21 protein-coding genes, 3 tRNA genes and 1 pseudogene are annotated in these 26,179 nt (G+C 69.0%); 9 read left to right on the top strand and 16 right to left on the bottom strand.

Annotated elements, in window-relative coordinates; all coding sequences use genetic code 11:
- Positions 1–37: 37 nt before the first annotated feature.
- Genes C469_RS08050 through C469_RS08025 form a run of 6 tightly spaced genes read right to left on the bottom strand, consistent with a single transcriptional unit; the run spans position 38 to position 8,212 of the window.
- A complete protein-coding gene (locus C469_RS08050; RefSeq protein WP_008005483.1) occupies positions 38–457 on the bottom strand; it encodes a NusA-like transcription termination signal-binding factor in 420 nt (139 codons plus the stop codon).
- Positions 457–1,671, bottom strand: coding sequence for a DNA-directed RNA polymerase subunit A'' (gene rpoA2 / locus C469_RS08045; RefSeq protein ID WP_008005481.1), 1,215 nt, complete (start codon positions 1,669–1,671; stop codon positions 457–459). The genes C469_RS08050 and rpoA2 overlap by 1 nt, the downstream gene beginning before the upstream one ends.
- On the bottom strand, positions 1,664–4,585 hold the full coding sequence (locus C469_RS08040) for a DNA-directed RNA polymerase subunit A' (RefSeq protein WP_049911156.1): 2,922 nt from the start codon (positions 4,583–4,585) through the stop codon (positions 1,664–1,666). The genes rpoA2 and C469_RS08040 overlap by 8 nt, the downstream gene beginning before the upstream one ends.
- Before the next feature lie 6 nt (positions 4,586–4,591).
- On the bottom strand, positions 4,592–6,421 hold the full coding sequence (rpoB, locus tag C469_RS08035) for a DNA-directed RNA polymerase subunit B (protein WP_008005477.1): 1,830 nt from the start codon (positions 6,419–6,421) through the stop codon (positions 4,592–4,594).
- Position 6,422: 1 nt separating this feature from the next.
- Positions 6,423–7,988, bottom strand: a complete 1,566-nt coding sequence (locus tag C469_RS08030) for a DNA-directed RNA polymerase subunit B'' (protein ID WP_008005474.1) — start codon at positions 7,986–7,988, stop codon at positions 6,423–6,425.
- A complete protein-coding gene (locus C469_RS08025; RefSeq protein ID WP_004048733.1) occupies positions 7,985–8,212 on the bottom strand; it encodes a DNA-directed RNA polymerase subunit H in 228 nt (75 codons plus the stop codon). Before C469_RS08025 ends, C469_RS08030 begins: the two co-directional genes overlap by 4 nt.
- A gap of 264 nt (positions 8,213–8,476) precedes the next feature.
- On the opposite strand from C469_RS08025, the gene C469_RS08020 reads away from it, so the two are divergent.
- Together C469_RS08020 and C469_RS08015 are read left to right on the top strand one after the other, a co-directional pair.
- Positions 8,477–8,549: transfer RNA gene (locus C469_RS08020), tRNA-Asp, on the top strand.
- 29 nt (positions 8,550–8,578) lie between these two features.
- A tRNA-Asp gene (locus C469_RS08015) sits at positions 8,579–8,651 on the top strand.
- A gap of 244 nt (positions 8,652–8,895) precedes the next feature.
- On the opposite strand, the gene C469_RS08010 is transcribed toward C469_RS08015, so the two are convergent.
- From C469_RS08010 to C469_RS08000, 3 genes are all read right to left on the bottom strand, one after another.
- Entirely contained in the window at positions 8,896–9,900 is a 1,005-nt protein-coding gene (locus C469_RS08010; RefSeq protein WP_008005471.1) for a histone deacetylase family protein, read from the bottom strand.
- On the bottom strand, positions 9,901–10,332 hold the full coding sequence (locus C469_RS08005; RefSeq protein WP_008005469.1) for a histone: 432 nt from the start codon (positions 10,330–10,332) through the stop codon (positions 9,901–9,903).
- A 148-nt stretch (positions 10,333–10,480) separates the two neighbouring features.
- The gene (locus C469_RS08000) at positions 10,481–11,989 is read right to left on the bottom strand and encodes a single-stranded DNA binding protein (protein ID WP_008005467.1); all 1,509 of its coding nucleotides are present in this window, start codon (positions 11,987–11,989) and stop codon (positions 10,481–10,483) included.
- Between the two features lie 266 nt (positions 11,990–12,255).
- On the opposite strand from C469_RS08000, the gene C469_RS07995 reads away from it, so the two are divergent.
- Positions 12,256–12,328: transfer RNA gene (locus C469_RS07995), tRNA-Arg, on the top strand.
- Positions 12,329–12,914: 586 nt separating this feature from the next.
- Here C469_RS07995 and C469_RS07990 read toward each other — a convergent pair.
- Positions 12,915–14,756 (bottom strand): cation:proton antiporter domain-containing protein, encoded by a 1,842-nt coding sequence (locus C469_RS07990; RefSeq protein WP_008005465.1) that lies wholly within the window; start codon positions 14,754–14,756, stop codon positions 12,915–12,917.
- A gap of 452 nt (positions 14,757–15,208) precedes the next feature.
- Here C469_RS07990 and C469_RS07985 point away from each other — a divergent pair, with 452 nt between their 5' ends.
- From C469_RS07985 to C469_RS07975, 3 genes are all read left to right on the top strand, one after another.
- On the top strand, positions 15,209–15,475 hold the full coding sequence (locus C469_RS07985; protein WP_008005462.1) for a hypothetical protein: 267 nt from the start codon (positions 15,209–15,211) through the stop codon (positions 15,473–15,475).
- Positions 15,476–15,574: 99 nt separating this feature from the next.
- Complete coding sequence (locus C469_RS07980) at positions 15,575–15,865, top strand: hypothetical protein (RefSeq protein WP_008005460.1); 291 nt, start codon at positions 15,575–15,577, stop codon at positions 15,863–15,865.
- Between the two features lie 168 nt (positions 15,866–16,033).
- Positions 16,034–16,690, top strand: a complete 657-nt coding sequence (locus C469_RS07975) for a DUF309 domain-containing protein (protein WP_008005459.1) — start codon at positions 16,034–16,036, stop codon at positions 16,688–16,690.
- A gap of 14 nt (positions 16,691–16,704) precedes the next feature.
- Here the strand turns inward: C469_RS07975 and azf are convergent, their stop codons facing one another.
- From azf to mutS, 3 genes are all read right to left on the bottom strand, one after another.
- The gene (gene azf, locus C469_RS07970; RefSeq protein WP_008005457.1) at positions 16,705–17,634 is read right to left on the bottom strand and encodes an NAD-dependent glucose-6-phosphate dehydrogenase Azf; all 930 of its coding nucleotides are present in this window, start codon (positions 17,632–17,634) and stop codon (positions 16,705–16,707) included.
- Between the two features lie 72 nt (positions 17,635–17,706).
- The gene (locus C469_RS07965) at positions 17,707–18,057 is read right to left on the bottom strand and encodes a cell division protein SepF (RefSeq protein ID WP_008005456.1); all 351 of its coding nucleotides are present in this window, start codon (positions 18,055–18,057) and stop codon (positions 17,707–17,709) included.
- Between the two features lie 86 nt (positions 18,058–18,143).
- Positions 18,144–20,936 (bottom strand): DNA mismatch repair protein MutS, encoded by a 2,793-nt coding sequence (gene mutS / locus C469_RS07960; protein WP_008005454.1) that lies wholly within the window; start codon positions 20,934–20,936, stop codon positions 18,144–18,146.
- A 59-nt stretch (positions 20,937–20,995) separates the two neighbouring features.
- On the opposite strand from mutS, the pseudogene C469_RS07955 reads away from it, so the two are divergent.
- Positions 20,996–21,508 (top strand): annotated as a pseudogene (locus tag C469_RS07955) (signal peptidase I); the annotation flags it as partial.
- Positions 21,509–21,726: 218 nt separating this feature from the next.
- Positions 21,727–22,524, top strand: a complete 798-nt coding sequence (locus C469_RS07950) for a ZIP family metal transporter (protein ID WP_008005450.1) — start codon at positions 21,727–21,729, stop codon at positions 22,522–22,524.
- A 14-nt stretch (positions 22,525–22,538) separates the two neighbouring features.
- Here C469_RS07950 and thiD read toward each other — a convergent pair whose 3' ends face one another.
- Positions 22,539–23,369, bottom strand: coding sequence for a bifunctional hydroxymethylpyrimidine kinase/phosphomethylpyrimidine kinase (gene thiD, locus C469_RS07945; RefSeq protein WP_008005449.1), 831 nt, complete (start codon positions 23,367–23,369; stop codon positions 22,539–22,541).
- 85 nt (positions 23,370–23,454) lie between these two features.
- Between thiD and C469_RS07940 the strand changes: the two genes are divergently transcribed.
- Positions 23,455–24,114 (top strand): DsbA family oxidoreductase, encoded by a 660-nt coding sequence (locus C469_RS07940; RefSeq protein WP_008005448.1) that lies wholly within the window; start codon positions 23,455–23,457, stop codon positions 24,112–24,114.
- Positions 24,115–24,139: 25 nt separating this feature from the next.
- Here the strand turns inward: C469_RS07940 and C469_RS07935 are convergent, their stop codons facing one another.
- Both C469_RS07935 and C469_RS07930 read right to left on the bottom strand, forming a co-directional pair.
- Entirely contained in the window at positions 24,140–24,976 is an 837-nt protein-coding gene (locus C469_RS07935; RefSeq protein ID WP_008005447.1) for a phosphatase PAP2 family protein, read from the bottom strand.
- The coding region (locus tag C469_RS07930; protein ID WP_147587269.1) for an ABC transporter substrate-binding protein at positions 24,973–26,179 on the bottom strand (1,207 nt) is incomplete at its 5' end. The genes C469_RS07930 and C469_RS07935, both read right to left, overlap by 4 nt.

Raw genomic sequence — 26,179 nt, 5'->3', positions numbered from 1 at the left:
AAACGAGCGCGTCGGCAAAAGGGCGTGGGGTTCCGTCTCAGGTCAACTGGATGTCGTCGATGTCGTAGTGCCGCTTCGCCAGCGTCCGCGCCGTCTCGATGTTGGCGCCGTCGGCGCCGATGGCGACGCCGCGGTCCGGCTCCGGCACCTCGACGTACGCCACGCGGTCGTTCTGCTCCGAGATCGTCACGGCGTTGACCGCCGCGGGCGAGAGCGCGCTCGCGACGAACGCCTCCGGCGTGTCGGCGTCCTCGACCAGTTCGACGGACTTGGCGAGCCGGCGCTCCGCCTCCTCGACGGTCTCGCCGGCCTGTCCGATCGCGGCCGCCATCTCGCCGGCCGGCACGAGGAACACGAGCCGGTCGCCCTCCACGAGGCAGTCCTTCGGCGCGACCCCGGTCAGCTCGTCGAAGCGACCGATGTAGCGCCGCGCCTCGTCGGAGAGCTCGACGCGCATCAGTCGTCGCCCACGACGCGCGACCCCATCCGGAGGTCGACGTCGCCGGTGCCGAGCGAGATCGGCTTGCCGGCGATGACGTTCTCGATGACGCCGTCGAGCTCGTCGTACTCCCCGTGGATCGCGGCGTCGAGCAGGTGGTTGACCGTCACCTCGAACGCGGCGCGCGCGAGCACCGAGTCCTTCGAGCCCGAGATGCCGTGGCGACCGATCGACTCGATCTCGCCGTTGTTCGTCATGATGTCGGCCACGAGCATGAGGTGGCGGACGTTCACGTCGTCGAGCCCCTGCTCTTCGAGCGTGTTCTTCGTCTCGTCGATGATCGTCTCGCGGGCCGCCTCGACCCCGAGGTTGCGGTAGATCTCGTGGATGTTGTTACACGTCGTGCGCGAGGCGTCGACGCCCTCGATGTCGAGGGTGTCGCCGAACGCCGACCCCTCGGTGTAGAGGACGAACTCCTCTTCGCCGTCGATCTCCTCTTTCCGGATGACGACGCGTTCGATCTCCTCGATCCCCTTGAACACGATCTCCCGGAGCCGCTCGACGAGCTGGAGCAGCTCGCGGTAGCTCGGCTCGTTCGGGCCGAACTCCACGACGGTCCCCGACTGCCGAGTGTCGACGCCGAGCGAGTCCTCGATCGTCTCGGCGATGATCGCGGCGACCTCAGACGGGTCCGAGTGGGTCGGCCACCGCTCGAGGAGGGTGTCGTCGTTCAGGTCGATCCGCACCAGCATGTCCGCGACGTTCGTCGACACGTCGCCGAGCGCGAGGATGCGGGTCGCCTCGATGGACCAGACGACCTCGTGGGCCTTCTGGCGGTCCGTGGCGTACTCGCCTTCGAGGTGGACCGTCATCATCGGCGTGTCCGGCGTCTTCCGGGCGTCAACCAGCTCGATGAGCCGGGGGAGCCCCTGCGTGACGTCGATCTCCGCGACGCCGGCGTAGTGGAACGTGTTCATCGTCATCTGCGTCCCGGGCTCGCCGATCGACTGCGCGGAGACGGTGCCGACGGGGTCGAGCGGGTCGACCCGCGTCTCGATGTAGCGGTTCTCGACGCCGGTCGCGACCTCGGTGGCCTGTTCGATCGTGATCTCGCCGCTCTCCTCCGCCTTCCGGTCGAGCGCCTCGTACACCTCGTCTTTGAGGCGGCTGGGGAGCTCGGTCGCCTCCACGACCGCCTCCATGTCGTCGGTGACGTGGTCGTACTCAGTCATCAGACTCCACCCCCGAGGCCTTGTTCAGGCCCGGTCCGGAATGCTCCGAGAGGTTCGTCGGCGGGGTGCGCTCGCCGAGGAACCGATCCTTCTCGTCGTCGGACTCGAACTCGGCGTCGACGACACGGTCGACGATGTCGTCGACGTCGATGCCGTCGCCCTCGCCGGAGGAGACCTTCACCGGCGAGGTGCCGTCCTCGCCGAACTCGAACTGGACGATCCGGCCCGAGGTGTCTCGGACCGTGCCGTCGTACTGCGCCTCCAACTCGGAGAGCGCGTTGATGAGCCGGCGCTGGAGGTAGCCGGACTTGGAGGTCCGGACCGCCGTGTCGACCAGCCCCTCGCGGCCGCCCATCGCGTGGAAGAAGAACTCCTCGGGTGTCAGCCCGCCGCGGTAGGAGTTCTCCACGAAGCCGTGCGCCTCCGCGGACAGGTCGTTCTCCTTGTAGTGGGAGAGCGTCCGGTCCTCGTAGCCGCGGTTGATCCGCTCGCCTCGGACCGCCTGTTGGCCGACGGAGCCGGCCATCTGCGTGAGGTTCAGCATCGAGCCACGCGCGCCAGAGCGGGCCATCACGACCGCCGGGTTGTCGTCGCCGAAGTGCTGGTCGGCGATCTCACCGGCCGAGTCGCGCGCCTTCCCGAGCGTCTGCATGATCTTCATCTCCAGCGTCTCGTCGACGCCGCGACCCGGCAGCGACTCCAGCTCGCCGGCCTCGTACGTCGAGATTAGTTCCTGGACGCGGTCGTAGGCGCTCCCGATGGCGTCGTCGACCTGCTCTTCGGCCTCCGGCGGGATCGACTCGTCGTCGATCCCGATGGAGAATCCGAAATGCATGATCGCGCGCATCGCCAGCGACGCGATCTCGTTGATGAACACGCGCGAGCGCGTCTCGCCGTACTCCTTGGTGAGGGTGTCGACGACCTCGCCGCCGAACGCGCCGACGGCGTCCTCGTCGATCGTCCCCTCGACCAGCTGGCCGTTCTCGATGAGCACGCTGTCGCCCGTCGAAGAGGTGAACTCCAGTGAGAGGTCGTCGGGGAGCAGCTCAGAGAACAGTGTCCGGCCGGTCCAGTACTCGCGTCCCTCGTCGTCGACGCCGTCGGCCTCGGGCAGCTCGTCGACGCGGGTCGCACGCAGCAGGTCCAGCGCCTGCGTCTCCGTGAACTCGGGGTTCGAGTGCGTGAGCAGGTACGTCCCGGAGATGTGGTCCTGGATCGCGCCGATGATGTTCCCGCCGAAACGGGGGCTCAGGATCTGCTCTTGGACGCGCATGAGGACGCGCGCCTCGGCGCGGGCCTCCTCGTTCTGCAGCGCGTGCATGTTCATCTCGTCGCCGTCGAAGTCGGCGTTGTACGGCGGACAGACGACGGTGTTGAGCCGGAACGTCTTGTACGGCATCACCACGACCTCGTGGGCCATGATGGACATCCGGTGCAGCGAGGGCTGCCGGTTGAAGATCACGATGTCGCCGTCGACGAGGTGGCGGTTGACCTCCCAGTCGGGATCGACCTTCTCGGCGAGCTCCTCGCAGTTCTTCTCGGTCACCTTCAGCCGGCGACCGTCGGGGCGACGCACGTAGTTCGCGCCGGGGTGGGCCTCGGGCCCGTTCCGGACGTACTGGCGCGCCTCCTCGACGTTGCGCTCGGTGACGTTGAGCGTCTGGGTCATCTCCTTGGCGACCCGGTCCGGGACGCCGACCTCGTTCAGCGAGAGGGTCGGGTCCGGCGAGATGACGGTCCGCGCGGAGAAGTTGACGCGCTTCCCGGACAGCGAGCCGCGGAAGCGGCCCTCTTTCCCCTTCAGCCGCTGGCTGAGGGTCTTGAGGGGGCGTCCGGAGCGGTGTCGAGCCGGCGGCGTCCCGCTGATCTCGTTGTCGACGAACGTCGTGACGTGGTACTGAAGCAGCTCCCAGAGGTCCTCGATGATCAGCTGGGGGGCGCCCGCTTCGCGGTTCTCCATGAACCGCTGGTTGATCCGGATGATGTCGACCAGCTTGTGCGTGAGGTCGTCCTCGGAGCGCTGGCCGTTGTCGAGCGTGATGGAGGGACGCGTGGTGACCGGCGGGACCGGGAGGACCGTCAGGATCATCCACTCCGGTCGGGAGTGCTCGGAGTCGATACCGAGCACCTCGAGGTCCTCGTTCGGGATGTCCTCGAACCAGTCGCGGATGTCCGAGGGCATCAGCTTGTTCATGTCCTCCTCGGTGAGGTCGACGTCGAGCGCCTTCTCGATGGCGCGGCGGTCCTCCTTTCGCGGGCGGAACTCGCCGGCCATGATGTCGTTGATCCGCTCTAAGGCGATGTCGGTCTTCTCGGCGAGCTCCTGCGGCGAGGTGCCGGGGTCGTCCTCCTCCTCGTCGGGCTGCATCGCGGCCGCGATGCGCTCGGAGTAGTCGCCCGAGAGCACGTCCTGGACCTCGTAGTAGGTGGTCGGCTTCTCGTGTTTGATGTCCGCCTGCGGCTCGCCGCAGAACGGGCACGTCGACGCCTTTCGGGCCTGCCGAACGGCGGCCTTCAACACGTCGTGCTCGTCGTCGCCGAGCTCCTTCGCCCGCTCGTAGCGGTCGCGGAACTCGTCGCGCTGTGCCTCGTCTAAGGCCAGCTTGCCGCACTCGCGGCACGTCGAGCGGAGCAGCCGCCGGATGAGCTTCGTGAAGCCCACGTGGATGACGGGCGCGGCGAGCTCGATGTGGCCGAAGTGGCCGTTACAGGAGCCGGAGTGGGAGCCGCAGGTCCGGCACTCCAGGCCGGGGTCGATGACGCCGAGTCGCGGGTCCATCAGCCCCATGTCGATCGGGTAGCCGTCGTCGTCGTACGTGTCGGCCGTGATCACCTTCGTCGCCGACATGTCCCGGTACGTCTCCGGGTCCATGAGGCCGAAGTCGATGCCGCCGAGCACTTTCGGTGTTTGCATTGACATTTAAATAGCGTCCTCCAGTTCGAGTTTCGGTCGGATGCCGAGGGCGATCATCTCGTCGAGCAGCAGCTTGAACGCGTAGCTGACCTCGAGCTCGTGGATGTCGTCCTCGTCGCCCGTGACCGGGTCGTACACGCGGCGCTGCTCGCGGTCCTCGACGGCGACGAGCCCCGTCTCCGCGGAGACGTGTACGGTCTCGGCGTCGGAGGACTCCAAGAGCCGCTCGTTGAGCACCATCGACGCGCCGTGGCCGATGATCGTGTCGCGCTCCATCTCCCCGACGCGCAGGCCGCCCTCGCGGGCGCGCCCCTCGGTCGGTTGGCGCGTGAGCACCTGCACCGGACCGCGCGAGCGAGCGTGGAGCTTGTTCGACACCATGTGGTACAGCTTGTGGTAGAAGATCGTCCCGACGAAGATCTCCGCCTCGATCTTCTCGCCGGTGACGCCGGAGTACATGACCTCCTTGCCGGAGGACTTGAAGCCGTGTTCCTCCAGCCCGCCGCGGAGCTCCTCCTCGTCTTCGCCCTGGAACGGCGTGCCGTCGACCCGCGAGCCGCGCAGCGAGCCGACCTTGCCGCCGAGCATCTCCAGCACGTGGCCGACCGTCATCCGGGACGGGAGCGCGTGCGGGTTCATCACGAGGTCGGGGACGACCCCCTCCTCGGTAAAGGGCATGTCCTCCTGGGGGGCGAGGTGGCCCACGACGCCCTTCTGGCCGTGTCGGGACGCGAACTTGTCGCCCAGTTCGGGGACCCGCTGGTCGCGCACCTTCACCTTCGAGAGCTTGGAGCCGTCCTCGCCCTCCATCAGGGTCACGGTGTCGACGACGCCGGACTCGCCCGAGCGCATCGTCACGCTCGTCTCCCGGCGCTTCTGCGGGGAGAGCCCGCCCATGTCGTCGGGCTCCTCGAGGAAGCGCGGCGGGCTGGTCTTGCCGAGCAGCACCGAGGACTCGTCCACCTTCGTCTCGGGGTTGACGAGGCCGTCCTCGTCGAGATGGGTGTACGCGTCCTCGCCGCGCGCACCGCGCACGTCCTGGTCGGGAATCTCGAAGCGGTCCTCCTGGCCGCCGGGATACCGGCGCTCCTCGCCCTCGTAGGTCCGGAAGAAGTGCGAGCGGGTGAGCGCGCGGTCGACGGAGCCCTGATTCATCACCAGCGCGTCCTCGATGTTGAATCCCTCGTAGGACATCACGGCGACGACGAAGTTCTGCGCCGCCGGCCGCTTGTCGAAGCTGATCTGGTCGGACGTCTGCGTCTTCACCATCGCCAGCTGTGGGTAGTGCAGCAGGTGCTGCCGCGTGTCCGGCCGGATCCGATAGTTTGCGGAGGGGAGTCCGAGCGACTGCTTCATCATCCCCGCGCCCATCGTGATCCGGGGGCTTGCGTTGTGCTCGGGGTACGGGATCATCCCCGCGCCGATACCGAACACGAGCTGCGGGTCGATCTCGAGGTGCGTGTGGTCGTCGGTCACATCCTCCTCGTCGACGGCGACGAGGATGTCCTCCTCCTCCTCGGCGTCGATGAACTCGACGTAGCCGCGCTCGACGAGATCCTCGAACTCGACCTCGCCACGTTCGACGGCCTCGACCTCCTCGTCGCCCAGCAGGGGCTCGCCGTTCTCGACGACGATCAGCGGGCGACGGGCGCGTCCCGCGTCCGCGTTGACGATCACTTCCTGGGTCCGGTCCTTGACCGAGACGTTCACCATCTCCGAGACGTCGCCGCGTCGGCGGGCCTCGCGGATCTGTTCGGCGAGGGCCTCGGGGTCCGGGTGGGTCCCGACGAGGCTCCCGTTGACGTACACCTTCGCTTCGCGTTCTGCCTGAGCCATATTAGTCGTCCGCCGTCTGTCGTTCGACGCCCTCGATGCCGGGGATCCCCTCGACACCCATCGACGCCAGTTCTCGTTTCAGCCCCTGTTCGTCGTCCACGGTCTGTGAGAGCTCCATCGCCTGCGCGAAGTTCTTCACGAGCCCGCAGTTCGGCCCCTCCGGCGTCTCGGAGGGACAGATGCGACCCCACTGGGTCGCGTGGAGGTCCCGCGCCTTGAAGTGCGGCTGCGACCGCGACAGCGGCGAGCGCAGGCGCCGGAGGTGCGAGAGCACGCCCATGTAGTCGGTCCGGTCGACGAGCTGGGAGACGCCGGAACGGCCGCCCACCCAGTTGCCCGTCGCGATCGGGTGTTCGAGCCGCTCGGTCAGCACGTCGGAGCGGACGACCGTGTTGACGGTGAGATCGCGGTTCCGCATGTTCGCGCGCTCGAGTTGGTACTTCACGTCTCGAGCCAGCTTGTTCAGCGCGGTCCGGAACAGGTCGCGCATCAGGTCGCCGGAGACCTTCAGGCGCTTGTTCGCGTAGTGGTCCTTGTCGTCGGCCTCGCGGCGGTCCAGAGCGAGCTCGAAACACGCCTCGGCCATCCGACAGAGGTAGTACGCCTTGTTGATCCGCACGTCTTCCTCCTCGACGCCCTCCTCGTGGAGGTGGGGGAGGAGGTAGCGGTCGATGACGTAGTTCGCCCGCTTGAGCTGGTAGTTCTTCCCCTGGCCGGAGGCGACGCGCTCGCCGAGGGTCTCGATGGCCTCCTCGGTCGTCTGCACCGACGCCTCCTCCAAGTTCTCCAGCATGAACTTCACGATCTCCGGGTCGTCGGAGACCCGGTGAACGATCTCTTCGTCCGACTCCAGTCCGAGCGCGCGGACGAGGGTCACGAAGTCGATCGAGCCCGAGACGGACGGGAACGACACTTCGAGCAGCCCCTCGCGGTTGCGCTCACAGAGCACCAGCGCGCGGTAGCCGCGGCGCTGGGAGAACGTCTTCGCCACCTGGATCTCGTCGCCGTACTTCGAGTCGTACTCGGCGAGAATCTTGTTCGGCGCGAGGTCCTCCGAGGTCATCAGCACGCGCTCGGAGCCGTTGACGATGAAGTAGCCGCCGGGGTCGACGGGGTCCTCGCCGATGTCGATGAGCTCCTCGTCGGAGAAGCCGGCCATGTTACACTTGTCCGAGCCGACCATGATCGGCATCCGGCCGACCTTGGTCTCGGTCGTGTCGACGACCTGCTCGGGCTCTTCCTCGCCGCCGCGCACGATGGACATCTCCATGAACACGGGCGCCGAGTAGGTGATGTTTCGGAGGCGGGCCTCCTGGGGGTACAGCAGCTCCTCGGAGCCGTCGGCCTCGCGGACGCGCGGGGTGACCATCCGCACGTCGCCGAGCTCGACGTAGACGGGCTCTTGGCCCTCCTTGTCGCCGATGTCGGTCTCGATCGTCTCCTTCTCGTCGACGACCTCCTGCATGCCGCGGTCCAGGAAGTTGTTGAACGAGCGGAAGTGATGTTCGGCGAGCCGTTCGTCCGAGAAGTACTCGCGTGAGACTACGCGTCGATCTTGCCTGTTCATGAGACGACTAATCGGTACACGACAGCTTCCTCGGTCGTGCGGGAGTTTCGAACGATCTTCACCACGTCGCCGACCTCGGCCTCGTCGGGGAGCGCGGGATCAGTGCGTTTGATCTTCGGTAGGTTCGTCCGTTTCACGTCGTACTCCGCCAGAACCTCGTCGACTTCCTCGGGCTCGAGGAGAACGTGGTCCGGGACGAGTTCGTGTTGGCTTACGTCTACCATGGGTGGTGGTTATTGAAAGAAGCTATCACGAGATACTACAGATCGCTATATGGGCCAGCGGCATAAGACTTGTCAACCGCCTCCGCCGTGCGCGGCTCACGACGACGGGGGCGTGCGATACTCCTACTCATGCGGGTATCACACAAAAGGGTACCGCCGCGATCGCCGGCGCCGCGAGTCGTCGTTCCCCCTGTCACCCGTCCCCACCGTCGTCGGCGATGACAAGCCTTATTTGCCAGACAAGGGTACGAATGACTGCGACAAGCCCGGATGGTGTAGTGGCCCATCATACGACCCTGTCACGGTCGTGACGCGGGTTCAAATCCCGCTCCGGGCGTCCCCACGCTTCGGGGTCTGTCGCTGTTTGCCCGGATGGTGTAGTGGCCCATCATACGACCCTGTCACGGTCGTGACGCGGGTTCAAATCCCGCTCCGGGCGTATTCTGTCGCCGCCAATCGACGAGCGAAGCGAGTCGATACCGGCGGCGACGAATCGTTTCGTGGGGATTTGAACCCTATCAGTCGCGCGCAGCGACCGACGGGAGCGAGCACGTCTGATTCAGGTTCAAATCCCGCTCCGGGCGTATTCTGTCGCCGCCGATCGGCGAGCGGAGCGACTCGTCATCGACGTCAACGAACACCTTTCGAAAATCGGCTCCGCGAACGACGACTGGCCCGTCCCGCTACAACTCGAGCAGCTCCCGAAGCTCGGCCACCAGCGACTCCGTCTTCTCGTCGGGATCGTCGTCGTTGCCGACCGGCGTGCGCTCGTCGAACGTCTCGTGGACCATCGAGACGCCGTCGGCCAGCGTGTCGAGGCCGTACCCGCCTTCGAGGACGTAGGCGGTCGCGGCCCCGATATCGTCGGTGACCGATCGAATCTGATCAGTCATCAGCGCGTACCCCTCCGAGGAGACGCGCATCCGCGAGATGGGGTCGTGCCGGTGGGCGTCGAACCCGGCCGAGACGATCACGAGGTCGGGGTCGAACCGCTCGAGCGCGGGGGCGACCGCCTCGTCGATGGCGTAGAGGTAGTCGGCGTCGCCCGCACCGGCAGAGAGCGGGAGATTCACCGTCGTCCCCTCGCCCTCGTCGCGACCGGTCTCGTCGAGCGCGCCGGTGTCCGGGTAGAGTCCCTCCTCGTGTATCGACGCGTAGAACACGTCGCCGCGCTCGTAGAACACGTCTTGGGTGCCGTTCCCGTGGTGTACGTCCCAGTCGAAGATCGCGACTCGATCGGCGGCCCCGTCGTCGAGGACGGTCTGGGCCGCGACGGCGGCGTTATTGAAGAAGCAGAAGCCCATGGCGTCGTCGGGGACCGCGTGGTGGCCCGGCGGCCGCCCGAGCGCGAAGGGAGTGTCCCGGCCGTCGGCGCCGTCGAGCGCGGACCGAGCCGCCCACTGCGAGAGGCCGGCCGAGGCGAGCGCGGCGTCCCACGTCCCGTCGCTCGCGACGGTGTCTGGGTCCCAGCTCCCGCCGCCGTCGGCGACGAACGCTTCCAGCTCGTCGACGTACTCCGCGTCGTGGACCGCGACGACCTCCTCGCGCGTCGCGGGGTCGGCCTCCACGTACTCGACGCCGTGCCGCTTCGCCAGCCCGCGGCGGATCGCGCGCAGTCGGTCCGGGTTTTCCGGGTGTCGTTCGCCGGTGTCGTGTTCGAGACACCGCTCGCTGTAGCCGAAGTGCATCTACTCGAACAACGCGAAGTACGTCTCGATGTCCTCGGCCTGTACGGTCCGTCTGTCGGCGTGTCGCGCGAGCGTCGCGGCCGCGCTCGCGACGTTGTCGGCGTAGTCCTCCAGGATGTCGGCCAACGCGATGCGCGCGTCGACGCCAACCCGGTATCGGTCGTCGATCCGGAGCCGGGCGATGCGGTCGATGGGCGCGACGGGAAGGGCGAGATCCTCGCGGGCGATCACCTGTTCGACGCCGAAATCGGACGCCATCAGCGTCTTCCGTCCGTCCTCGGTTGCCCGTTCGGCCGCGTCGATCGCCAGCTCCGCGCCGTGCGCTTGGATCCGGCGAGCCAACTCCTCGGCGGCGTCCGCGCTCACGCGGAGGTCCCCGGCGTTCCGCCGGATGATCCCGTCGACCGGCGCGAACGGCAACTCGACACTCATACACACAGTCGCGTCCGTGCACCGTAAAACGTTTCCGTTACCCGCTCTCCGCCGCCGAGCGGCTGCGTCGCCGCTACTCGCGTCGTCGATCCCGTCCTCGCCGGTGCTCGCGTCGTCGACCGGCGGTCCCGTTGCCGTCCCTGCCCGATCAGAACACGTCGTCGGCGTCGATCGTCCCGCCGCGCTCCGTCCCGCGCACCGTGACCTCCTCGCCGAGTCGCAGGCTCGCGTCGGTCTCGACGCTCTTCGTCCGCTGGCCGTCGTCCAACACCACGGGATCGCCGGTCTGGACGACCGTCCCGGTGAACTCGATGTCCTCGGCCGACCGCTCCGCCGTCGCGGCCGTTGCGCCACCGGATCCGGCGTTCCCGCCGCTGTCCGCGTCGCTCCCGTCGTCTCCCGTGGTCTCGCCCGCGACGGCCTCGGCGGCCGCCTTCTGTCCGTCCTCGGCGAAGGCACCGAGCCCGGTTTCGCTCGCGCCGCGGTCGTCGCCCGCGGTGCCGGCGCCGGGTCCGGACGCGCCGTCCGCCGCCCCGCCGGCCGCGTCGCTTCGCTCGTCGAGGACGGTGACTGTCGAGCGCCAGTTCGCGGACGCCTCCAGGTCGTCCTGCCAGCCGTCCTGGATCTCCACGTCGGTGAAGACGACGCGGTCGGCCAGCTCGATCTCGCGGTCGGCCTTGTCCCCCCACAGCGCGACGCGGATCTCGCCGGTGTCGTCTTTGACGCGGACGTTTCGGACCTGTCCCTCGGAGCCGTCGTCGCGGTCGAACGTGCGCACCGGGTCCGTCTCGATCACGCCGCCGCCGATATCGACGGTCTCGCCGATCTCCAACTCGGCGATGTCGGTCGTCTCCGGGACGTACTCCACGTCCTCCTCGACGCGCTCGACGGTGCCGCGGTCGCCGACGTGGAGCTCCAAGTCGCCGTCGCGCTCGCGGACGTAGCCGTCGCCGACCTCGACGACCTCGGCGGGCTCGAACTCGTCGGCGAGGTCGGCCTTGTCGTCCCACAGCGTCACGCGCACGCGACCGGTCTCGTCGCCGACGGTGAGGTTGGCGACCCGTCCCTCGGAGCCGTCGTCGCGGTCGAACGTGCGGATCGAGTCCGTGTCGAGCACCTGCCCGACGAGGTCGACGTCGGACGCGCCGAGCGAGAGGTCCTCGACCCGGTAGGTGTCGAGCACCTGCACGTCGACCTCGGCGTCCTCGTCCCGTTCGACCTTGTCCGCGCTCACTTCGAGCCCGCTGTACCCCTCCTTCGGACGCCCTTTGACCCGGAGCACCTGCCCGACCTCCAGCTGCTCTTCGGCGGCCGCGGCCATCTCGTCCCACAGCGCGACGCGGACGGAGCCGGAGGCGTCCGCCACGTCGACGTTGCAGACGCGCCCCTCCTCGGCGTCCTCCTCGTCGCGCTCGAACGTCTTGATCTCGCCGATGGAGGTCACCTTCCCGAGGAACTTCACGTCGTTCATGCCGGGCTCGATGTCGGCGATCGTGTCGGCCTCCTCGTCGCGCAGCTCGTGGGCGATGAGCATCGCGGCGGTCTCCTCGTCGGCGAGCCCGCCCATCTGCTCGACCTTGTCCTCGACGGCCGCCTCGAACTTCTCGAACTCGACGTCGGTGTCGAGATCCTCGTAGACGTCCTCTATCACTCCCATACGCGTACCTCCTCGGTTATCGAGTCCGCGCATAAGCGTTGTCCTTGCGGGGGTTTCGCGGTCGCATCGGCGCGTTCGTTTCGCGGTGTCCGCGGCGTCGCCGTCGCGGGTCGGGGCGTCGTCATACCGGTTCATCGGTCCCGTCGATACAAAAGGTGTGCAATCCCGGCGCGATCACGTCGGCCGGACCGCGCCGTGTGCGATCGTTCGCCACGCGCTCTACGGACCGTAACCGTCTTAAGTACTAGCGCGGTACGTTCATTTGAGTCCTGGTAGGGTAGTGGACTATCCTCTTGGCTTGCGGAGCCAGGGACCGGAGTTCAAATCTCCGTCAGGACGCTCACTTTGCGGCTGCCTCACTTCGTTCGGCAGCCGCGGCGTTCGGTCCTGACGTGCCCTGCGCTCGTTTCACTCGCGCAGGACTCCGTCAGGACGTTTCCCGACACACTGAACGGCGAGCACAGCGAGCCGTGCGTGCACTCTGCGCTGTACGCTGTATTCGTTTTCGATTTATAAATGCTATTGCGGTGGTGTGTGCCTTCGAGTGGCCGCCAGCAGCGGCCACGAGGAGCGCGCGCGGTCGCCGGCATTTATAAGCACCGCTCCGACGAGGTTGGGGAGGCGCGAGGTGCGGTCCCGCGAGCGTAGCGAGCGGGCGCACGGGAGTCGCAGCGCTGAGCGTTGCGAGACCGTCGGTTTCGCAGGCAGTTGGGCGAAGACCGGCCACGAAGCGAGGCGAGCGTCTTCTGGCGGTGTCGAGCGGTCCGGGCTTCGGAGCTCTTCACCGTACCGACGCCGACCATTTATACGTGGGGAAGAGGGCGAGGAACGATCTCCCGCTGGAAACTGCTGATACACAACCGGGCGCCGGTCTGACGCTCATCGCCCTCGATCCGCGGACGGACGGAGCCTCCCGGTCGGCGTCTTAATCGTGCGGATGGAACCGGTCCATCGCCTGCCTGACCGCGTCGGAGTCGCCGATGAAGGTGACGTGGTCGCCGTACTCCAGCACGCTGTCGGCCGACGGCACGTGGTTCTCGCCGTCGCGGCTGACGACGGCGACGAAGGTGCCGTCGGGGATCTGCGCGTTGAGGTCGCGGATGCTTTTTCCGGCGAGATTCTCCGCGGTCACCTCGACCTCCTGGACGTCGTGGCTGTCGCCCAGCTCGTTCATCCAGTGGGTGATCGCCGGCCGTTCGATCTCGTCGTCGATGGCGACGGCGGTGGCCGTCGGCGAGTCGATCGCCTTCACGCCGATGCTGTCGAAGGCGTCGACGTTGTCGGGCTCGTTCACGCGCGAGTACACCGTTTTGACGTCGAACTTCGTGATCGCGAGCTGGCACGCGAGGAGGTTGATGTCGTCGTCGCCGGTCACCGTGATCAGCCGCTTGGCGTCGCCGATGCCCGCGCCGCGCAGCGTCTCCGCGTCGCTGCCGTCGCCGTCGTACACGGTGAACCCTTCCGAGCGCGCCCGCTCGATCTCTTCGTCGTCGATCTCGACGATGACGACGTACTCGCCCCGCCGCTCCAGTCGTGTGGCGAGCGCCCGGCCGACCCGACCGCCGCCGATGATTATTGTGCGCATTGGTGACACTCCGAGAACGTCGCCGATCTGTCGCGCGAGTCCGGCCTCGACCGCGACCGTCGCGAAGATGACGGCGAACACCGTCCCGACCAGCAGCTCGCCGGCCGCCACGTTCCCCGCGAGCTCCAGTTCGATCGCGAACAGCGTGGCCACGCTCGCCGGGATGATCCCACGCGGGCCCACGCCCGCGAGGAACAGTCGCTCCGGCCACGTGAACCGCTCGACGCCCGCGGTGGCGATCAGCGCCCCGAGCGGCCGGAGCACGAGCATGATCACGAGCACGAGGCCGACCGCACCGAGGCCGAGCGCCGCGATCGCCTCGACGTTGATCAGCGCGGCCAGCGAGATGAACACGAACGAGAGGACGACGAGCGTCGTGTTCCCCACGAACTCCTCGATCTCCTCTCTGTTGGTGATGTCGAGGTTCCCGAGAAGCATCCCGCTCGTCGCGGCCGCCGCGATGCCCGCTTCGGCGGCGACGGCCTCGGCGGCCGCGAACGCCCCGACCGCGGCCGCCAACACGAGGAACTGCGACGCCTGCACGTCGCGTTCGGGGACCAGGTCGCTGTTCAACAGGTAGTAGATCACTACCGTCGCGAGCACCCCCGCGAGCACCCCGACCCCGAGCCGCTCGACGAACGAGAAGACGGTCGCCGGAACCCCGAGGTCGTCGAGCAGCAGCGTCTCGAAGATCACCACGGCGACGATCGCGGCGGTCACGTCGTTGACGATCCCCTCGGTCTCCAGCGCCGTCGCGACGTGGTCTCTGACGCGAACGACGTTGAGTATCGGCGTGATCACGGTCGGTCCGGTCGCCACCAGTAGCGCGCCGATGAGCAGCGAGATCTCCCAGTTGGCGCCCTCGAGGAACCGAACCGCGACCGACGTTCCGACGAACATCACGAGGGCGCTGATCGTCACCAGCCGGAGGGACACCGTGGACGCGCCTCGGATCCGCTCGATCCGCAGGGCGAACGCCCCCTCGAAGACGATGATCGCGACGCTGATCCCGACGATTATCTCGAGCCCGCTCCCGAACGTTTCGAGCGTTACGAGCCCCAACACCTCCGGTCCCAACACGACACCGATGAGGAGGTAGAAGATGACGCTCGGTACTTTCAGGCGGTGAGCGACCAGTTGGACGACGAGTCCCGACACGAGGATCGCCGCGATGACCGGCAACAGGCTGGACACGTCTACCGATCGTATGGCCGCCGTCCTCCTTAGTGTACTGGTGTCTTGGACCGGAGATCCTCTGTTCCCCGCGAGGAATAACTCACGGGTATTTTTTCGCGAAAACGAATCACGCTATTGATTCGCACACACGGGCAACTATTAACTCGGTTCCTCCTGTCAATGAGAATACGCCCGAGCGGACTCCCCCGCCGGGCGCCCCACCCATGACCGTCCGCGACACCATCCCGATGCTCGCCCCCCTCTGGAGCGTCGGGAAGCGGGGTCGCGGAACGGTCGTCGCTCGCTTCGACGCCATCGCCGCGTAACCCCGACGCGGGGGCGGCCGGCTTCGCCCGTCGGAGCGAGCGCCGCCTTCTCTCCCCCATTTCCGACAGTTGGACCCGGTAGCTCAAGCGGCAGAGCCTCGGGGTGAGGAATCGACTCCCTCCCGGGTCCGTATGGCAGTCCACTCCTGCCACCGCGCGACCGATGTCGCGCTCCGGCTGGCGGTCTCCCGCGACGCCGCGGGCGACCTCCACGCCGGGGTCCGCACCAAGCTCGCCGGCCGCGACGGCGTCGACGTCGAACACGTCGACGTCGTCGCCCTCCGGCCGCGCCTCAACGACCTCACCGTCGAGGTCGACGCCTCGCTCCGGCTCGCGCCGGACACCGAGGTCGACGACCTCACCGATATCGTTGGGGTCCACGAGGCGCGTCCCCGGTAGCGGACGCCGCCGGGCGCTCCCGGTCCACGCGGTCCCCGACTGACGCACCGACTCCGACCGCGGCGCGAGGACTCGCGCCACTCAACCCACAACACCACGATGCAACGAGATTCCCCCTCCAGACGCACGAGACACCCCGACCTCTACGCCGGTCCGGCCCCGTCCGACCGCGCGCCCTCGTGGCGTGCGACACTGACGTTCGCCGCGCTGCCGGCCCTGACGCTCGCGGTCGCCGCGTTCCCGACCGCGTCAGCGTTCGCCGCGGCCTCCCTCGTCGGCGCGATCGCCGGCGCGGCCCTCCACCGTCGGTACCCGGACGCGTTCGACCGCGCCTTCGGCCGCGCGCTCTCGGCGCCCGCCGACGAGCCGGCCGGCGCGGCCGACGGCTGACCGCATCGAGTCACCGACTCCCCGCCGACGCTTCGCTCTCTCCTTTCCCCTCGCCGACGCTTCGCCCTCTCTGTTTCCGTCCTCTCTCTGTTTCATCCCTTTTTTCGCTTCCGGCGGTCACCGCGGGCGGCCTCACGGTTTATCCGTTGGAGTCTCCGACGGGTCGACATGCCCGATCGCGACCTCGGCTCCGACGCCGTCGACGCCGAACCCTCCGTCCCCGCCGCGCTCCGCGCCGGCGCCGCCCTCTTCAACGAGGGGCACGTCCTCGCGGCGCACGATCCGTGGGAGGCGGCGTGGCTCCCGCTCGCGGCGGGGACCGACGAGCGCCTGCTCCACGGGCTGATCGCGGCCGCCGCGGCCACCCATCACGCCGGTACACGCAACTGGTCCGGTGCGACCGGCTGCGCGGGCAACGCGGTCGAGTACCTCGGCGGAGTCGGACCGGCGACCCGGAGGGTCGACATCGAGCCCGTTCGGGACTGGTGCCGCCGGCTCGCGGCCGATCCCGAAACGATCGAGCGCGCGGTTCCGCCGACGGTCCGGATCGGGGACGCGGCGCCGCGGTTCGGCGACCTCGACCTAGAGGCGGCGCTGCTCGCGGCGCCCGCGCTGGCCGACGCGCTCGCGCCCGGCGACGAGGAGACCTTCCAGACCGCGACGAGGCTCGCGCGAGAGGAGCGCGGCACCGGCCGGACGCGGTTCGCGGAGCTGCTGTTCGCGTTCCTCCGCACGCCCGACGCCCGGCCGCAGGTGGCCGCACGGCTCGCGGACCATGTCGAACTGGCGGAACGGAGGCGGCGAGACGTCGACGACTTGTTCTGAAAACTCCGCTCCCGTCAGGCGCCGTCGGTCGGCGTGTCGGGGTCCGTCGGGAAGTTGGGATCGGCCGGACCGTCGTCGGGATCGGCGTCAGTGTCCTCATCGGCGGGCCCGTTCCCTTCGCCCGGCCCGTTCCCTTCGCCCGCCCCGTCTCCCTCGCCGGCGTCGCCCTTCGGTCTCCCCTCGAACGTGTACTCCGCGGAGTTGTCGGCGGGGTCGTAGCCGAGCGCCTCGCGGGCGCGCTCGATCGAGTAGTAGCGTCGGTCGTTGTTCGAGATGCCGTACACGATCTCGTAGCCGTAGTCGGCCTGCAGACACCGGTCGAACAGGTGCGCGCAGTCGCGGTGCGAGAGCCACATCGCCTGCCCGCGCTCGTACTCCCGCGGCGGGTGGTCCTTCGTGAGGTTCCCGATCCGGACGCAGACGACGCTCATGTCGAACTCGTCGTGGTAGAAGCGCCCGAGCGCCTCGCCGGTCGCCTTCGAGACGCCGTAGAGGTTCCCGGGGCGGGGGAGCTCGGTCCCGTCGAGGCGGTAGCCGTCGTCGGGGCGGTACAGGTCCGGCGTGCGGTCCTCGGTCTCGTAGCCGCCGACGGCGTGGTTGGATGAGGCGAACGCGAACCGCTCGACGCCCGCGTCGACGGCCGCGCGCATCACGACCTGCGTCCCGTCGATGTTGTTCCGGATCACCGAGTCCCACGGCGCCGTCTTCCGCGGGTCGCCGGCGAGGTGGATCACGGCGCCGACGCCCGCCATCGCCTCCCGGACGGCGTCCGCGTCGGTGATGTCGGCGACGTACCGGTCGGCGTCGGGAACCCCGTTCGGAACCTTCGCCGCCGGGAGCGGCTCCCTGTCGAGGAGTCGCCACTCGTAGTCGTCGCCGATGCCGCGGAGGATGGCCTGCCCCACCCGTCCGCCGGCGCCCGTCAGCAAGACCGGCTCGTCCATTCGGTCGTACGTGGGCGCGAGACGGGCATATATGCCACGGTTCGGTCGCGATTCGGCGGGAGGCCGGATATCCTACAGTTTCTCGCGCGAGATGCCCACGCCGGTCGGCGTGATGACGATCTGGTCGTCGCCCTTCTGAACGATGTCGCCGTCGACCTCCTGGGCGACCTGTCGCAGCTCGTCGATGATGTGTTCGACCGTGCGGTCCGACGTGGAGTGCCTGGTGATGTCCGCGATGACGAAGTCGCCGTCGTAGACGGCGTCTTTGATCGGGATCACGTCGCCCTGGTCGCCGATCTCCGCGATGTGTACCTGCATCCCCGTGTCGGCGTGCGCCTCGGCGAAGTCGTCGAGGTCGAGCTCGACGTAGTCGTCGACGGAGCGATTTCCGCCGCCGCCGAGGATCTTGCTCATAATACCCATACGCAGTAAACGACGAGGTCGGACATTAGTTCTTACGTCAGACGCTCCGTCGTGCCCGTCGTCGGTAGTCCCCCTCTCGCCGGTCGTCAGCGGTTCCCGTCGAGCCGCTCTTGCCACTCTTGGACCCGCGACAGCAACTCCACCGGCGCGGTCGCCGCGACGTCGACGTCGGCCAGCTCCGCGAGCACGGCCTCGGTCTCCGGATCGAGACCGCTCGGTTCGGTCGCCTCCGGCTCACTCTGCTTCGCTCCGACCGCCTCGGACTCCGTCGATCGAGCACCGTTCGTCGCGGTTTCGACATCGCTCCGGGTCTCTGATGCTTTTCGGCCCTCGCCCGCGAACGACCCGGACGAGAGGTCGAAGACGACCTGTCTCGTGTCGCCGTCGGCTGCGTCTCTCCCGGCGGCCGCTCCGTCGTCCCGCCCCCCGCCCTTCGCCTCGATCGCCTTCTCCTCGCGGAGCCGGTCAAGGACCGTGTCGGCGCGGGAGACGACCGGCTCCGGGACGCCCGCGAGGTCTGCGACGTGGACGCCGTACGACCGGTTCGTCGGGCCGTCGCGGACGGTCCGGAGGAACGTCACCTCCCCGTCGCGCTCGTCGACGGCGACGTGGACGTTGGCGACGCGGGGGAGGTGGTCGGCCAGCGTCGTCAGCTCGTGGTAGTGGGTGGCGAAGAGGGTGCGCGCGCGCACCTCGTTATGCAAATATTCCGTCGCGGCCCACGCGATCGAGATCCCGTCGTAGGTGGCGGTGCCGCGCCCGACCTCGTCGAGGATGACGAGCGACTCCTCGGTCGCCGAGTGGAGGATGTTCGACAGCTCCTGCATCTCGACCATGAACGTCGACCGACCCTGCGCCAGCTCGTCGAGCGCGCCGACGCGGGTGTAGATCCCGTCGACGAGCCCGACGGTGGCCGACCGTGCGGGGACGAACGACCCCGCCTGCGCGAGCAGTTGGATCAGCGCCGCCTGCCGCATGTACGTCGACTTCCCGCTCATGTTCGGCCCGGTGACGATCAGGAAGCCGCGCTCCCCGTCGAGCCGGAGGTCGTTCGGCACGAAGTCGGTCGTCCGCTCGACGACGGGGTGGCGCCCGGCCTCCACGTCGAGCCGGCGCTCGTCGGTGAGCTCGGGACGCGTCCAGTCGTTGCCGGCGGCGTGGGTCGCCAGCGACGCGAGCGCGTCGATCTCGGCGACCGCGCGCCCCACGTCCTGCAGCAGCTCGGCGTCGGCGGCGACCCGCTCGCGGAGCGCCTCGAACAGCTCGTACTCCAGCTCGCCGCGCGCCTCCTCCAGCCGGAGCACCTCGCGCTCCCGCTCTTCCAACTCGTCGGTGACGAACCGCTTCGAGTTCTTCAGCGTCTTGATCTCGCGGTAGTGTTCGGGCACCTGGTCTGCGACCGACTTGCCGACCTGAATGTAGTAGCCGTCCGTCTTGTTGCGGTCGACGGTGACGTGGCTCAGCCCGTACTGCCGCTTCTCGCGCTCCGCGAGCGTGTCGAGCCACTCGGCCGCCTCCTCGTGGCTCGCGATCAGCTCGTCGAGCTCGTCGTCGTACCCCTCGCGGAGCAGCCCGCCCTGCGTCTTCGCCTTCGGCGGGTCCTCCGCGAGCGCGGCCGCGAGCTCGTCGTGGAGGGTCGCGGCGCGCTCGCGGTCGATCCGGTCGAGGACCGCCGCGACCGGGGAGTCGGCGAGCGCGGTCCCGGACACGGCGTCGGCGAGCGCGGGCACTAACGCGAGCGAGTCCCGCACCGAGAGCAGCTCCCGGGCGCCCGCGCTCCCGCTCGTCGCCCGCGCGGCCAGCCGCTCGAGGTCGTACGCGTCGCCGAGCGTCTCGCGCAGGCGGTCGCGCGCGAGCGCCGCCGACGCGAGCGCCTCCACCGCGTCGAGCCGGCGGGTCAGCTCCGCGCCGTCTCGCCGCGGTCGGGTGAGCCACTCTCGAAGGAGTCGCCCCCCCGCGGCGGTGACGGTGCGGTCGACCGTCTCGAACAGCGAGCCCTCGCTCTCGCCGCGCATCGTCTCGGTGAGCTCGAGGTTGCGCTGGGTCGTGGCGTCGACGGCGACGTGGTCGTCGTCGCCGTAGGCGGTGAGCCGGGTGATCGACGCCAGCACGCCGGCGCCGGTCTCCTCGACGTAGCCGAGGACCGCGCCCGCCGCGCGCATCGCAAGCTCGGAGTCGATCCCGACGCTGTCGGCCGTCTCTCGGCCGAACTGCTCGCGGACCGCGTGCGTCGCGCGCCCCGGCGCGAACGACTCGGCGTCGAAGACGGAGACGGACCCCGACAGGTCCTCGCGGACTGCCCCGAGCAGTTCGTCGTCGTTGCGGACGCGCGGCCCCGGGAGGACCTCCGCGGGGTCGAAGCGGTACAGCTCCGCGCGGAGGTCGCCGGCGGTCTCGACTTCGGTGACGAGGAACCGACCCGTGGTCACGTCGGCGAGCGCGAGCCCGTAGGGGCCGCCGGCGTCGCCGTCGGTCGCCGACGCGCCCGCGGACCGCCCGCGGTCGTTCCCCTCGCGGACGACCGCCGCGAGGTACCGCGCGTCGTCGTCGGCGGTTTCGAGGAGGGTACCGGGCGTGACGACCCGAGTGATCTCGCGGGCGTGGCCGTCGTCCGTCTCGTACTGGTCGGCGACCGCGACCCGGTAGCCGCGCTCGACGAGCGCCTTCATGTACGGTGTCAGCTCGGAGAGGGGCACGCCCGCCATCGGGTACGACGAGCCGTGCGAGGACTTCTGTGAGACGGTCAGGTCCAGCTCGTCGGCGACCAGTTCGGCGTCGTCCGCGAAGAACTCGTAGAAGTCGCCGCACTGCATGGCGAGAACGTCCGCGTCGGTCTCCGCCTTGAGATCGAGGAACTCCCCGACGATCCCCGTTGGCATATACCCGTACTCCCGCCGTCGGCGGGTAAAACCCTACGGGTGTGCGGTCGTCCCTGCGAGTGCTCACGTTCGCTCGCGGCACGAGCGACGTGCCGGTGACGCACCGCGTGATCGACGTCGTCGACGAGAGCGGCGGCCTCGCCTTCGAGACGCGGGGCGACGCCAACGAGGGACCGGACCCCGGGCTCGTCCCCGCGGCGAACCTCGTCGGCGCAGTGGCGTTGACGGTCCCGTACATCGGGTACGTGATCCGGTTCGCGGGCACGCAGGCCGGATTCGTCGCGCTGGTGCTGCTCCCGTTCGGCCTGCTCGCCGTCACGGAGGTCTGGTCGATCGTCCGCGACCGGGACGAACGGGGGGCGGTGACCGCGGCGGCCGAGGAACCGCCGAGCGACTCGGACGATGACCCCACCCCAACCGACGACCTCGCCCCAACCGACGACATCGCCTCGACCGACCCCGCCCTCGCGTCGACGCTCCTGCTCGGCGCGCTCGCGGCGTGGGTCCCGGCTAGCGGCGTCCTCGATCGCGACGGCTCGGTCGCGGAACCGACCGCCGACGACGGCGCATCCGAGCCCAGAACGCTTCGCCCGAAGCCGCTTCGCCCGAAACCGATTCGGACGGCGCCTCCGGTTCGGTCGCGGGCTCGTCGCCCTCCGCTCGGGGCGAAACTGGCGGTGCTGCTGCTGTCGGCCGCGCTGCTTCTGTTCGCCTGATCTTCGGGATCGTCCGCGGACTTGCGTGACCCCTCCACGATCGTTAAGTGTCGGCCGATCGAACCGCCGAACGTATGGTCGCACTCGACGCGTTCGCGTTCGTCTTCGTCGCGGGGCTGATCACGGCCCTCGCGACCGGCGTCGGCGCGCTCCCGTTCTTCTTTTTCGACTCGATCAGCGACCGCGGTAACGTGGCGCTGTGGGGGTTCGCGTCCGGGATCATGGTGGCGGCGTCGCTGTTCGGACTCGTCAACGAGGGGCTCGCCGAGGGGACGCCCGCGGAGATCGGGATCGGGATGCTCGCCGGCGTGGTCCTCGTCGTCCTCGCGCACGACGTGCTGATGGACGCCGAGATCGACCCGCAGGAGTACGAGGAGGCCGACTTCAAGAAGCTCGTCCTGATCCTCGGCGTGCTGACCGTTCACAGCTTCCCGGAGGGGATCGCGGTCGGCGTCTCCTTCGCGGACCTCGGGCTGGAGGGCGGCACCCAGCTGTTCGGGTTCACGGTCCCGCTTCTGGCGGTGTTCATGACCCTCGCGATCTCGATCCACAACGTGCCCGAGGGGACCGCCATCTCCATCCCGCTGCGGTCGATGGGCGTCTCGAAGTGGAAGATGGTGTGGTGGTCGGTGTTCTCCAGCCTGCCCCAGCCGATCGGCGCGGTCGTCGCGTTCGCGTTCGTCCGCTACGCCCGCGAGTTCCTCCCGTACGGCTTCGGCTTCGCCGCCGGCGCGATGATCTACCTCGTCCTCTCCGAGTTCATCCCCGAGGCGCTCGAAACCGGGAGGGACCTGCCCGGCGGCGGCAAGCCGGTGCTCGCCGGCGGGATCGGGCTCGGCGTCCTGTTGATGGTCCCGCTCAACTTCGTCTGACCGGAGACGAGCCCCTACGCGCCCCCGTCGAACGCCGTCGGGTTCACCGCGCCGGGTCCCTCGCCCACGTCGTAGCCGCGCCGGATCGCGGGTCCCATCCCGTCGACCGCGGCGGCGACCGCCTCGCGGAGGGGCTCGCCGCGCGCCAGCCGGGCGGCGACCGCGCTCGACAGCGCGCAGCCGGAGCCGTGGGTCGCCTCGGTCGCGACGCGCGGGTTCTCGAACCGAAGCGCGGTTGCCTCTCCCTCCTCGCCTCCAACAACGAGCGTGTCGGTCACGCGCTCCCCGTCGCCGAGGTGGCCGCCTTTTATAAGCGCTGCGTCGGCGCCGACCGCGACCAGCTCTCGCCCGGCGCGCTCGGCGTCGGCCGGCGCCTCGACAGGGGCGTCGACCAGCACCTCGGCCTCGTCGGCGTTGGGCGTGACGAGCGTCGCCGCCTCGATCAGCCCCTCGTAGGCGGTCTCCGCCTCGGGCGACAGCAGGCGGTCGCCGCTCGCCGCGACCATCACCGGGTCGACGACGATCGGAGCCTCGACCGCCGCGACCAGTCCGGTCACCGTCTCGACCGTCTCGGCCGTGGCCAACATCCCGGTCTTGACCGCGCTCACGTCGAAGTCGTCGAAGACGGCGTCGCACTGGCTCGCGACGTGCCCCGACGGCACCGCGTGCACGTCGCGGACCCCCCGCGTGTTCTGGGCGGTCGTCGCCGTCACGACCGACGTGCCGAAGACGCCGTGCGCGGTCATCGCTTTTAAATCGGCCTGTATCCCCGCCCCACCCCCGGAGTCGCTTCCGGCGATCGAGAGCGCGACGGGCGGCGAAACGGGCTCGCGCGCGGGTGTCATACTCGAATGGTACCACTGGCTTATTTTAAATTATGGCGATCGCCGCCGCCGAACGGCCTTTGCCCCTCGCGGCCGAACTGCCGGTATGTCGAACACCGACGCCGCGGACGCACCGGCCCCCGACGCGACCGAGTCGATCACGGTCTACTCCGACTACGTCTGCCCGTTCTGTTACCTCGGGCGGCAGTCGCTCGCGCGGTATCAGGAGACGCGCGAGGAGCCGCTCGACATCGACTGGCACCCGTTCGACCTCCGAGCGGGCAAGCGCGGCCCGGACGGCGAGATCGACGACGAGGTCGACGACGGGAAAGACGAGGAGTACTACGCGCAGGCCCGCGAGAACGTCCGCCGCCTCCAAGAGGAGTACGACGCCGAGATGGCCCAGGAGCTCCGGACCGACGTGGACTCGCTCCCGGCGCAGATCGTCTCGGTACACGTCCGAGAGACCGAGCCCGACTCGTGGCTCGCGTTCGACGAGGCGGTCTTCGCCGCGCTGTGGCGGGACGGACGGGACATCGGCGACCGAGAAGTGCTCGTCGACATCGCGGAGCGCGTGGACGGGCTCGACCCCGCCGTCGTCGACGAGGCGCTCGGGGACGACGACCTCCGCGACCGCGTCACCGACCTGTTCACCGCGGCGCGGGAGCGCGGGGTCACCGGCGTCCCGACGTTCGCGTACGACGGCCACGCCGCTCGGGGGGCGGTGCCGCCGGAACAGCTCGAACGGCTCGTCGAAGGCGCGTAACAGCCGCTTTCCTCCGCGGGCCGGCTCACTCCTCGCCGGCGCCGTTTTCGACCTCCCCCGCCGTCTCTCCTTCCTCGACCAGCCGGCACGACAGGTACACGGCGCCGAGCGCGAGCGCGGTCCCGGCGACCACGTCCGTGAGCCAGTGGATCCCGAGGTACATCGTCGCGATCACCACGCTCGTCGCGAGCCACGCGGCGATCGGCGTCCAGAGCGGGTACTCCCGCCGGGTCAGGACCGCGAACGTCCCCACGGTCACCGACAGCGACGTGTGCAGCGAGGGGAAGACGTTCGTGGGCTCGTTTATCTCGCCCGTCAGCGCCATGAACTCCGGATTGTGGGTGAACAGCAGCGACGTCACCAGATCGGGCATGACGTTGCGCGGCCCGTACGCGAACACGACGGTGTACAACGCGAGCCCGATCGCGTAGTTGAGCGCGTACGCGACGACGAGCCGTTCCACCGTCGTCGTCCGCGGGAGGGCCAGGTACGCGAGGAACGGGAACGAGAGCAGGAACACGTACCCGTACACGTACACCGACGCGAAGTACATCGTCAGCTGGGGCGAGCCGAACGTCGCCTGGATCCACGCGACGAAGTTCCCCTCCAACGCGTAGATGGCCCACGTCAGCTGGAGCCCGAACAGCTCGGAGACCGTCTGGAGCGAGCCCCGCCCGATCGCGCTCGCGATCAGCACCACCACGAGCCCGGCGAGCGCCCTCCGGATCTCCCACAGCCGGTCGCGGAGGCCGTTCCAGAGCGCGTACAGCCGTCGCGGACGGATGATGACGACGCTCGCGACGAGCAGGGCCGAGCCAACCCACAACGCGAGTGAACTCACGACGGACAGGAGCGGGCTCATGTGTTCGGCGCGAGCAGCTGTCCCTCTTCGTCGAACCGGTACCCCGCGTCGCGGAGCCGATCGCGCGCCGTCTCCGCGTCGAGCGACCCGGACTCGCCGACGAACGGGTGGACGGGGTCCGCCTCGCGGTCCTCCCACAGGAGCTCCGAGGGGACCCACTCCGGGGTGGCGGCGAGCGGCGAGGCGGCGGCCTCGGCGTACCCGTCGAACGCGGTGTCGACGAGGGTCCGCTTGTCGATCAGCGACGCGAGGACCCCGCGGAACCGGGGGTTCGACAGCGGCGCCCGCCGGGTGTTGTACCCGACGTGGTAGAACCCGCCGGACCGCCCCGTGACGAGTCTCGCGTCGGCCTCGCGTCCGATCCGCGGGACGGAGTCCGGCCCGAGATTCGAGACCGTCGCGTCAGCGCGCCCGTCGCCGACCGTCTGCACCGCCGCCACGTCCGACCCCATCACCTCGATCTCCAGTCGGTCGAACGCCGGCTTCCCGCGGAACCGCTCGGGGATCGCCGCGAGCGGGTCCGCCTCGTCGCCGTCCGTGTCGTCGGTCGATCCGTCGCTCTCCGACCCGCGCGCGAGGAAGTGGTCCGGGTTGCGCTCGAAGGCGACCGACTCCTCGGGGGCGGCCTCGACGAACCGCACCGGCCCGCTCCCGATCGGGTCCTCGTTGTTCGTCACCACGGCCTCGGTCGTCTCCGCGTCGAACTCGAGGCCGGCGATCGTCGCCATGCCGGTCCGCTCCTCCCAGACGTGTTTCGGGAGGATCGGCACTTGGAGGGCGCGCACGCCGACCGCGTCGTTGACGCCGTCGAGCGTCAGTCGGACCGTGTTCCCGTCGACCGCGGTCGCCGCCTCGACGGCCGAGACGCGGCCGCGGAACACCGGCGTCGGCACCGGCGAGTCGGTCGTTCCCATCGCGGTGTCTCGGAGGAACTCGTAGGTGAACGCGACGTCCTCGGCCGTCACGGGCTCCCCGTCGTGCCAGTCGGCCTCTCGCAGCGAGATCTCGATCTCCGAGCCGCCGACCCGCTCCCAGTCGGCGGCGAGCCACGGGACCACCTCTCCGTCGTCGATCAGCGCGAGCCGGTCGTACAGCAGGGACGTGAAGGTGCCGTAGCGCCGGTACTCGGCGGCTATCGGGTTCCAGTTCTGCGTGATTCGCTCGTCCCTGTCTCTTATACACATCTCTGAGCGGGCTGGCAAG

Source organism: Halorubrum lipolyticum DSM 21995, from assembly GCF_000337375.1.
Lineage (GTDB): Archaea > Halobacteriota > Halobacteria > Halobacteriales > Haloferacaceae > Halorubrum > Halorubrum lipolyticum.
Note: the sequence above shows the minus strand (reverse complement) of the source record. Positions and strands in the feature narration are given on the sequence as shown.

Coding starts and splice junctions, on each gene's coding strand:
- C469_RS08050 (WP_008005483.1), bottom strand. CDS start 457: ATGCGCGTCGAGCTCTCCGACGAGGCGCGGCGCTACATCGGTCGCTTC.
- rpoA2 (WP_008005481.1), bottom strand. CDS start 1,671: ATGACTGAGTACGACCACGTCACCGACGACATGGAGGCGGTCGTGGAG.
- C469_RS08040 (WP_049911156.1), bottom strand. CDS start 4,585: ATGCAAACACCGAAAGTGCTCGGCGGCATCGACTTCGGCCTCATGGAC.
- rpoB (WP_008005477.1), bottom strand. CDS start 6,421: ATGGCTCAGGCAGAACGCGAAGCGAAGGTGTACGTCAACGGGAGCCTC.
- C469_RS08030 (WP_008005474.1), bottom strand. CDS start 7,988: ATGAACAGGCAAGATCGACGCGTAGTCTCACGCGAGTACTTCTCGGAC.
- C469_RS08025 (WP_004048733.1), bottom strand. CDS start 8,212: ATGGTAGACGTAAGCCAACACGAACTCGTCCCGGACCACGTTCTCCTC.
- C469_RS08010 (WP_008005471.1), bottom strand. CDS start 9,900: ATGCACTTCGGCTACAGCGAGCGGTGTCTCGAACACGACACCGGCGAA.
- C469_RS08005 (WP_008005469.1), bottom strand. CDS start 10,332: ATGAGTGTCGAGTTGCCGTTCGCGCCGGTCGACGGGATCATCCGGCGG.
- C469_RS08000 (WP_008005467.1), bottom strand. CDS start 11,989: ATGGGAGTGATAGAGGACGTCTACGAGGATCTCGACACCGACGTCGAG.
- C469_RS07985 (WP_008005462.1), top strand. CDS start 15,209: ATGGCAGTCCACTCCTGCCACCGCGCGACCGATGTCGCGCTCCGGCTG.
- C469_RS07980 (WP_008005460.1), top strand. CDS start 15,575: ATGCAACGAGATTCCCCCTCCAGACGCACGAGACACCCCGACCTCTAC.
- C469_RS07975 (WP_008005459.1), top strand. CDS start 16,034: ATGCCCGATCGCGACCTCGGCTCCGACGCCGTCGACGCCGAACCCTCC.
- azf (WP_008005457.1), bottom strand. CDS start 17,634: ATGGACGAGCCGGTCTTGCTGACGGGCGCCGGCGGACGGGTGGGGCAG.
- C469_RS07965 (WP_008005456.1), bottom strand. CDS start 18,057: ATGGGTATTATGAGCAAGATCCTCGGCGGCGGCGGAAATCGCTCCGTC.
- mutS (WP_008005454.1), bottom strand. CDS start 20,936: ATGCCAACGGGGATCGTCGGGGAGTTCCTCGATCTCAAGGCGGAGACC.
- C469_RS07950 (WP_008005450.1), top strand. CDS start 21,727: ATGGTCGCACTCGACGCGTTCGCGTTCGTCTTCGTCGCGGGGCTGATC.
- thiD (WP_008005449.1), bottom strand. CDS start 23,369: ATGACACCCGCGCGCGAGCCCGTTTCGCCGCCCGTCGCGCTCTCGATC.
- C469_RS07940 (WP_008005448.1), top strand. CDS start 23,455: ATGTCGAACACCGACGCCGCGGACGCACCGGCCCCCGACGCGACCGAG.
- C469_RS07935 (WP_008005447.1), bottom strand. CDS start 24,976: ATGAGCCCGCTCCTGTCCGTCGTGAGTTCACTCGCGTTGTGGGTTGGC.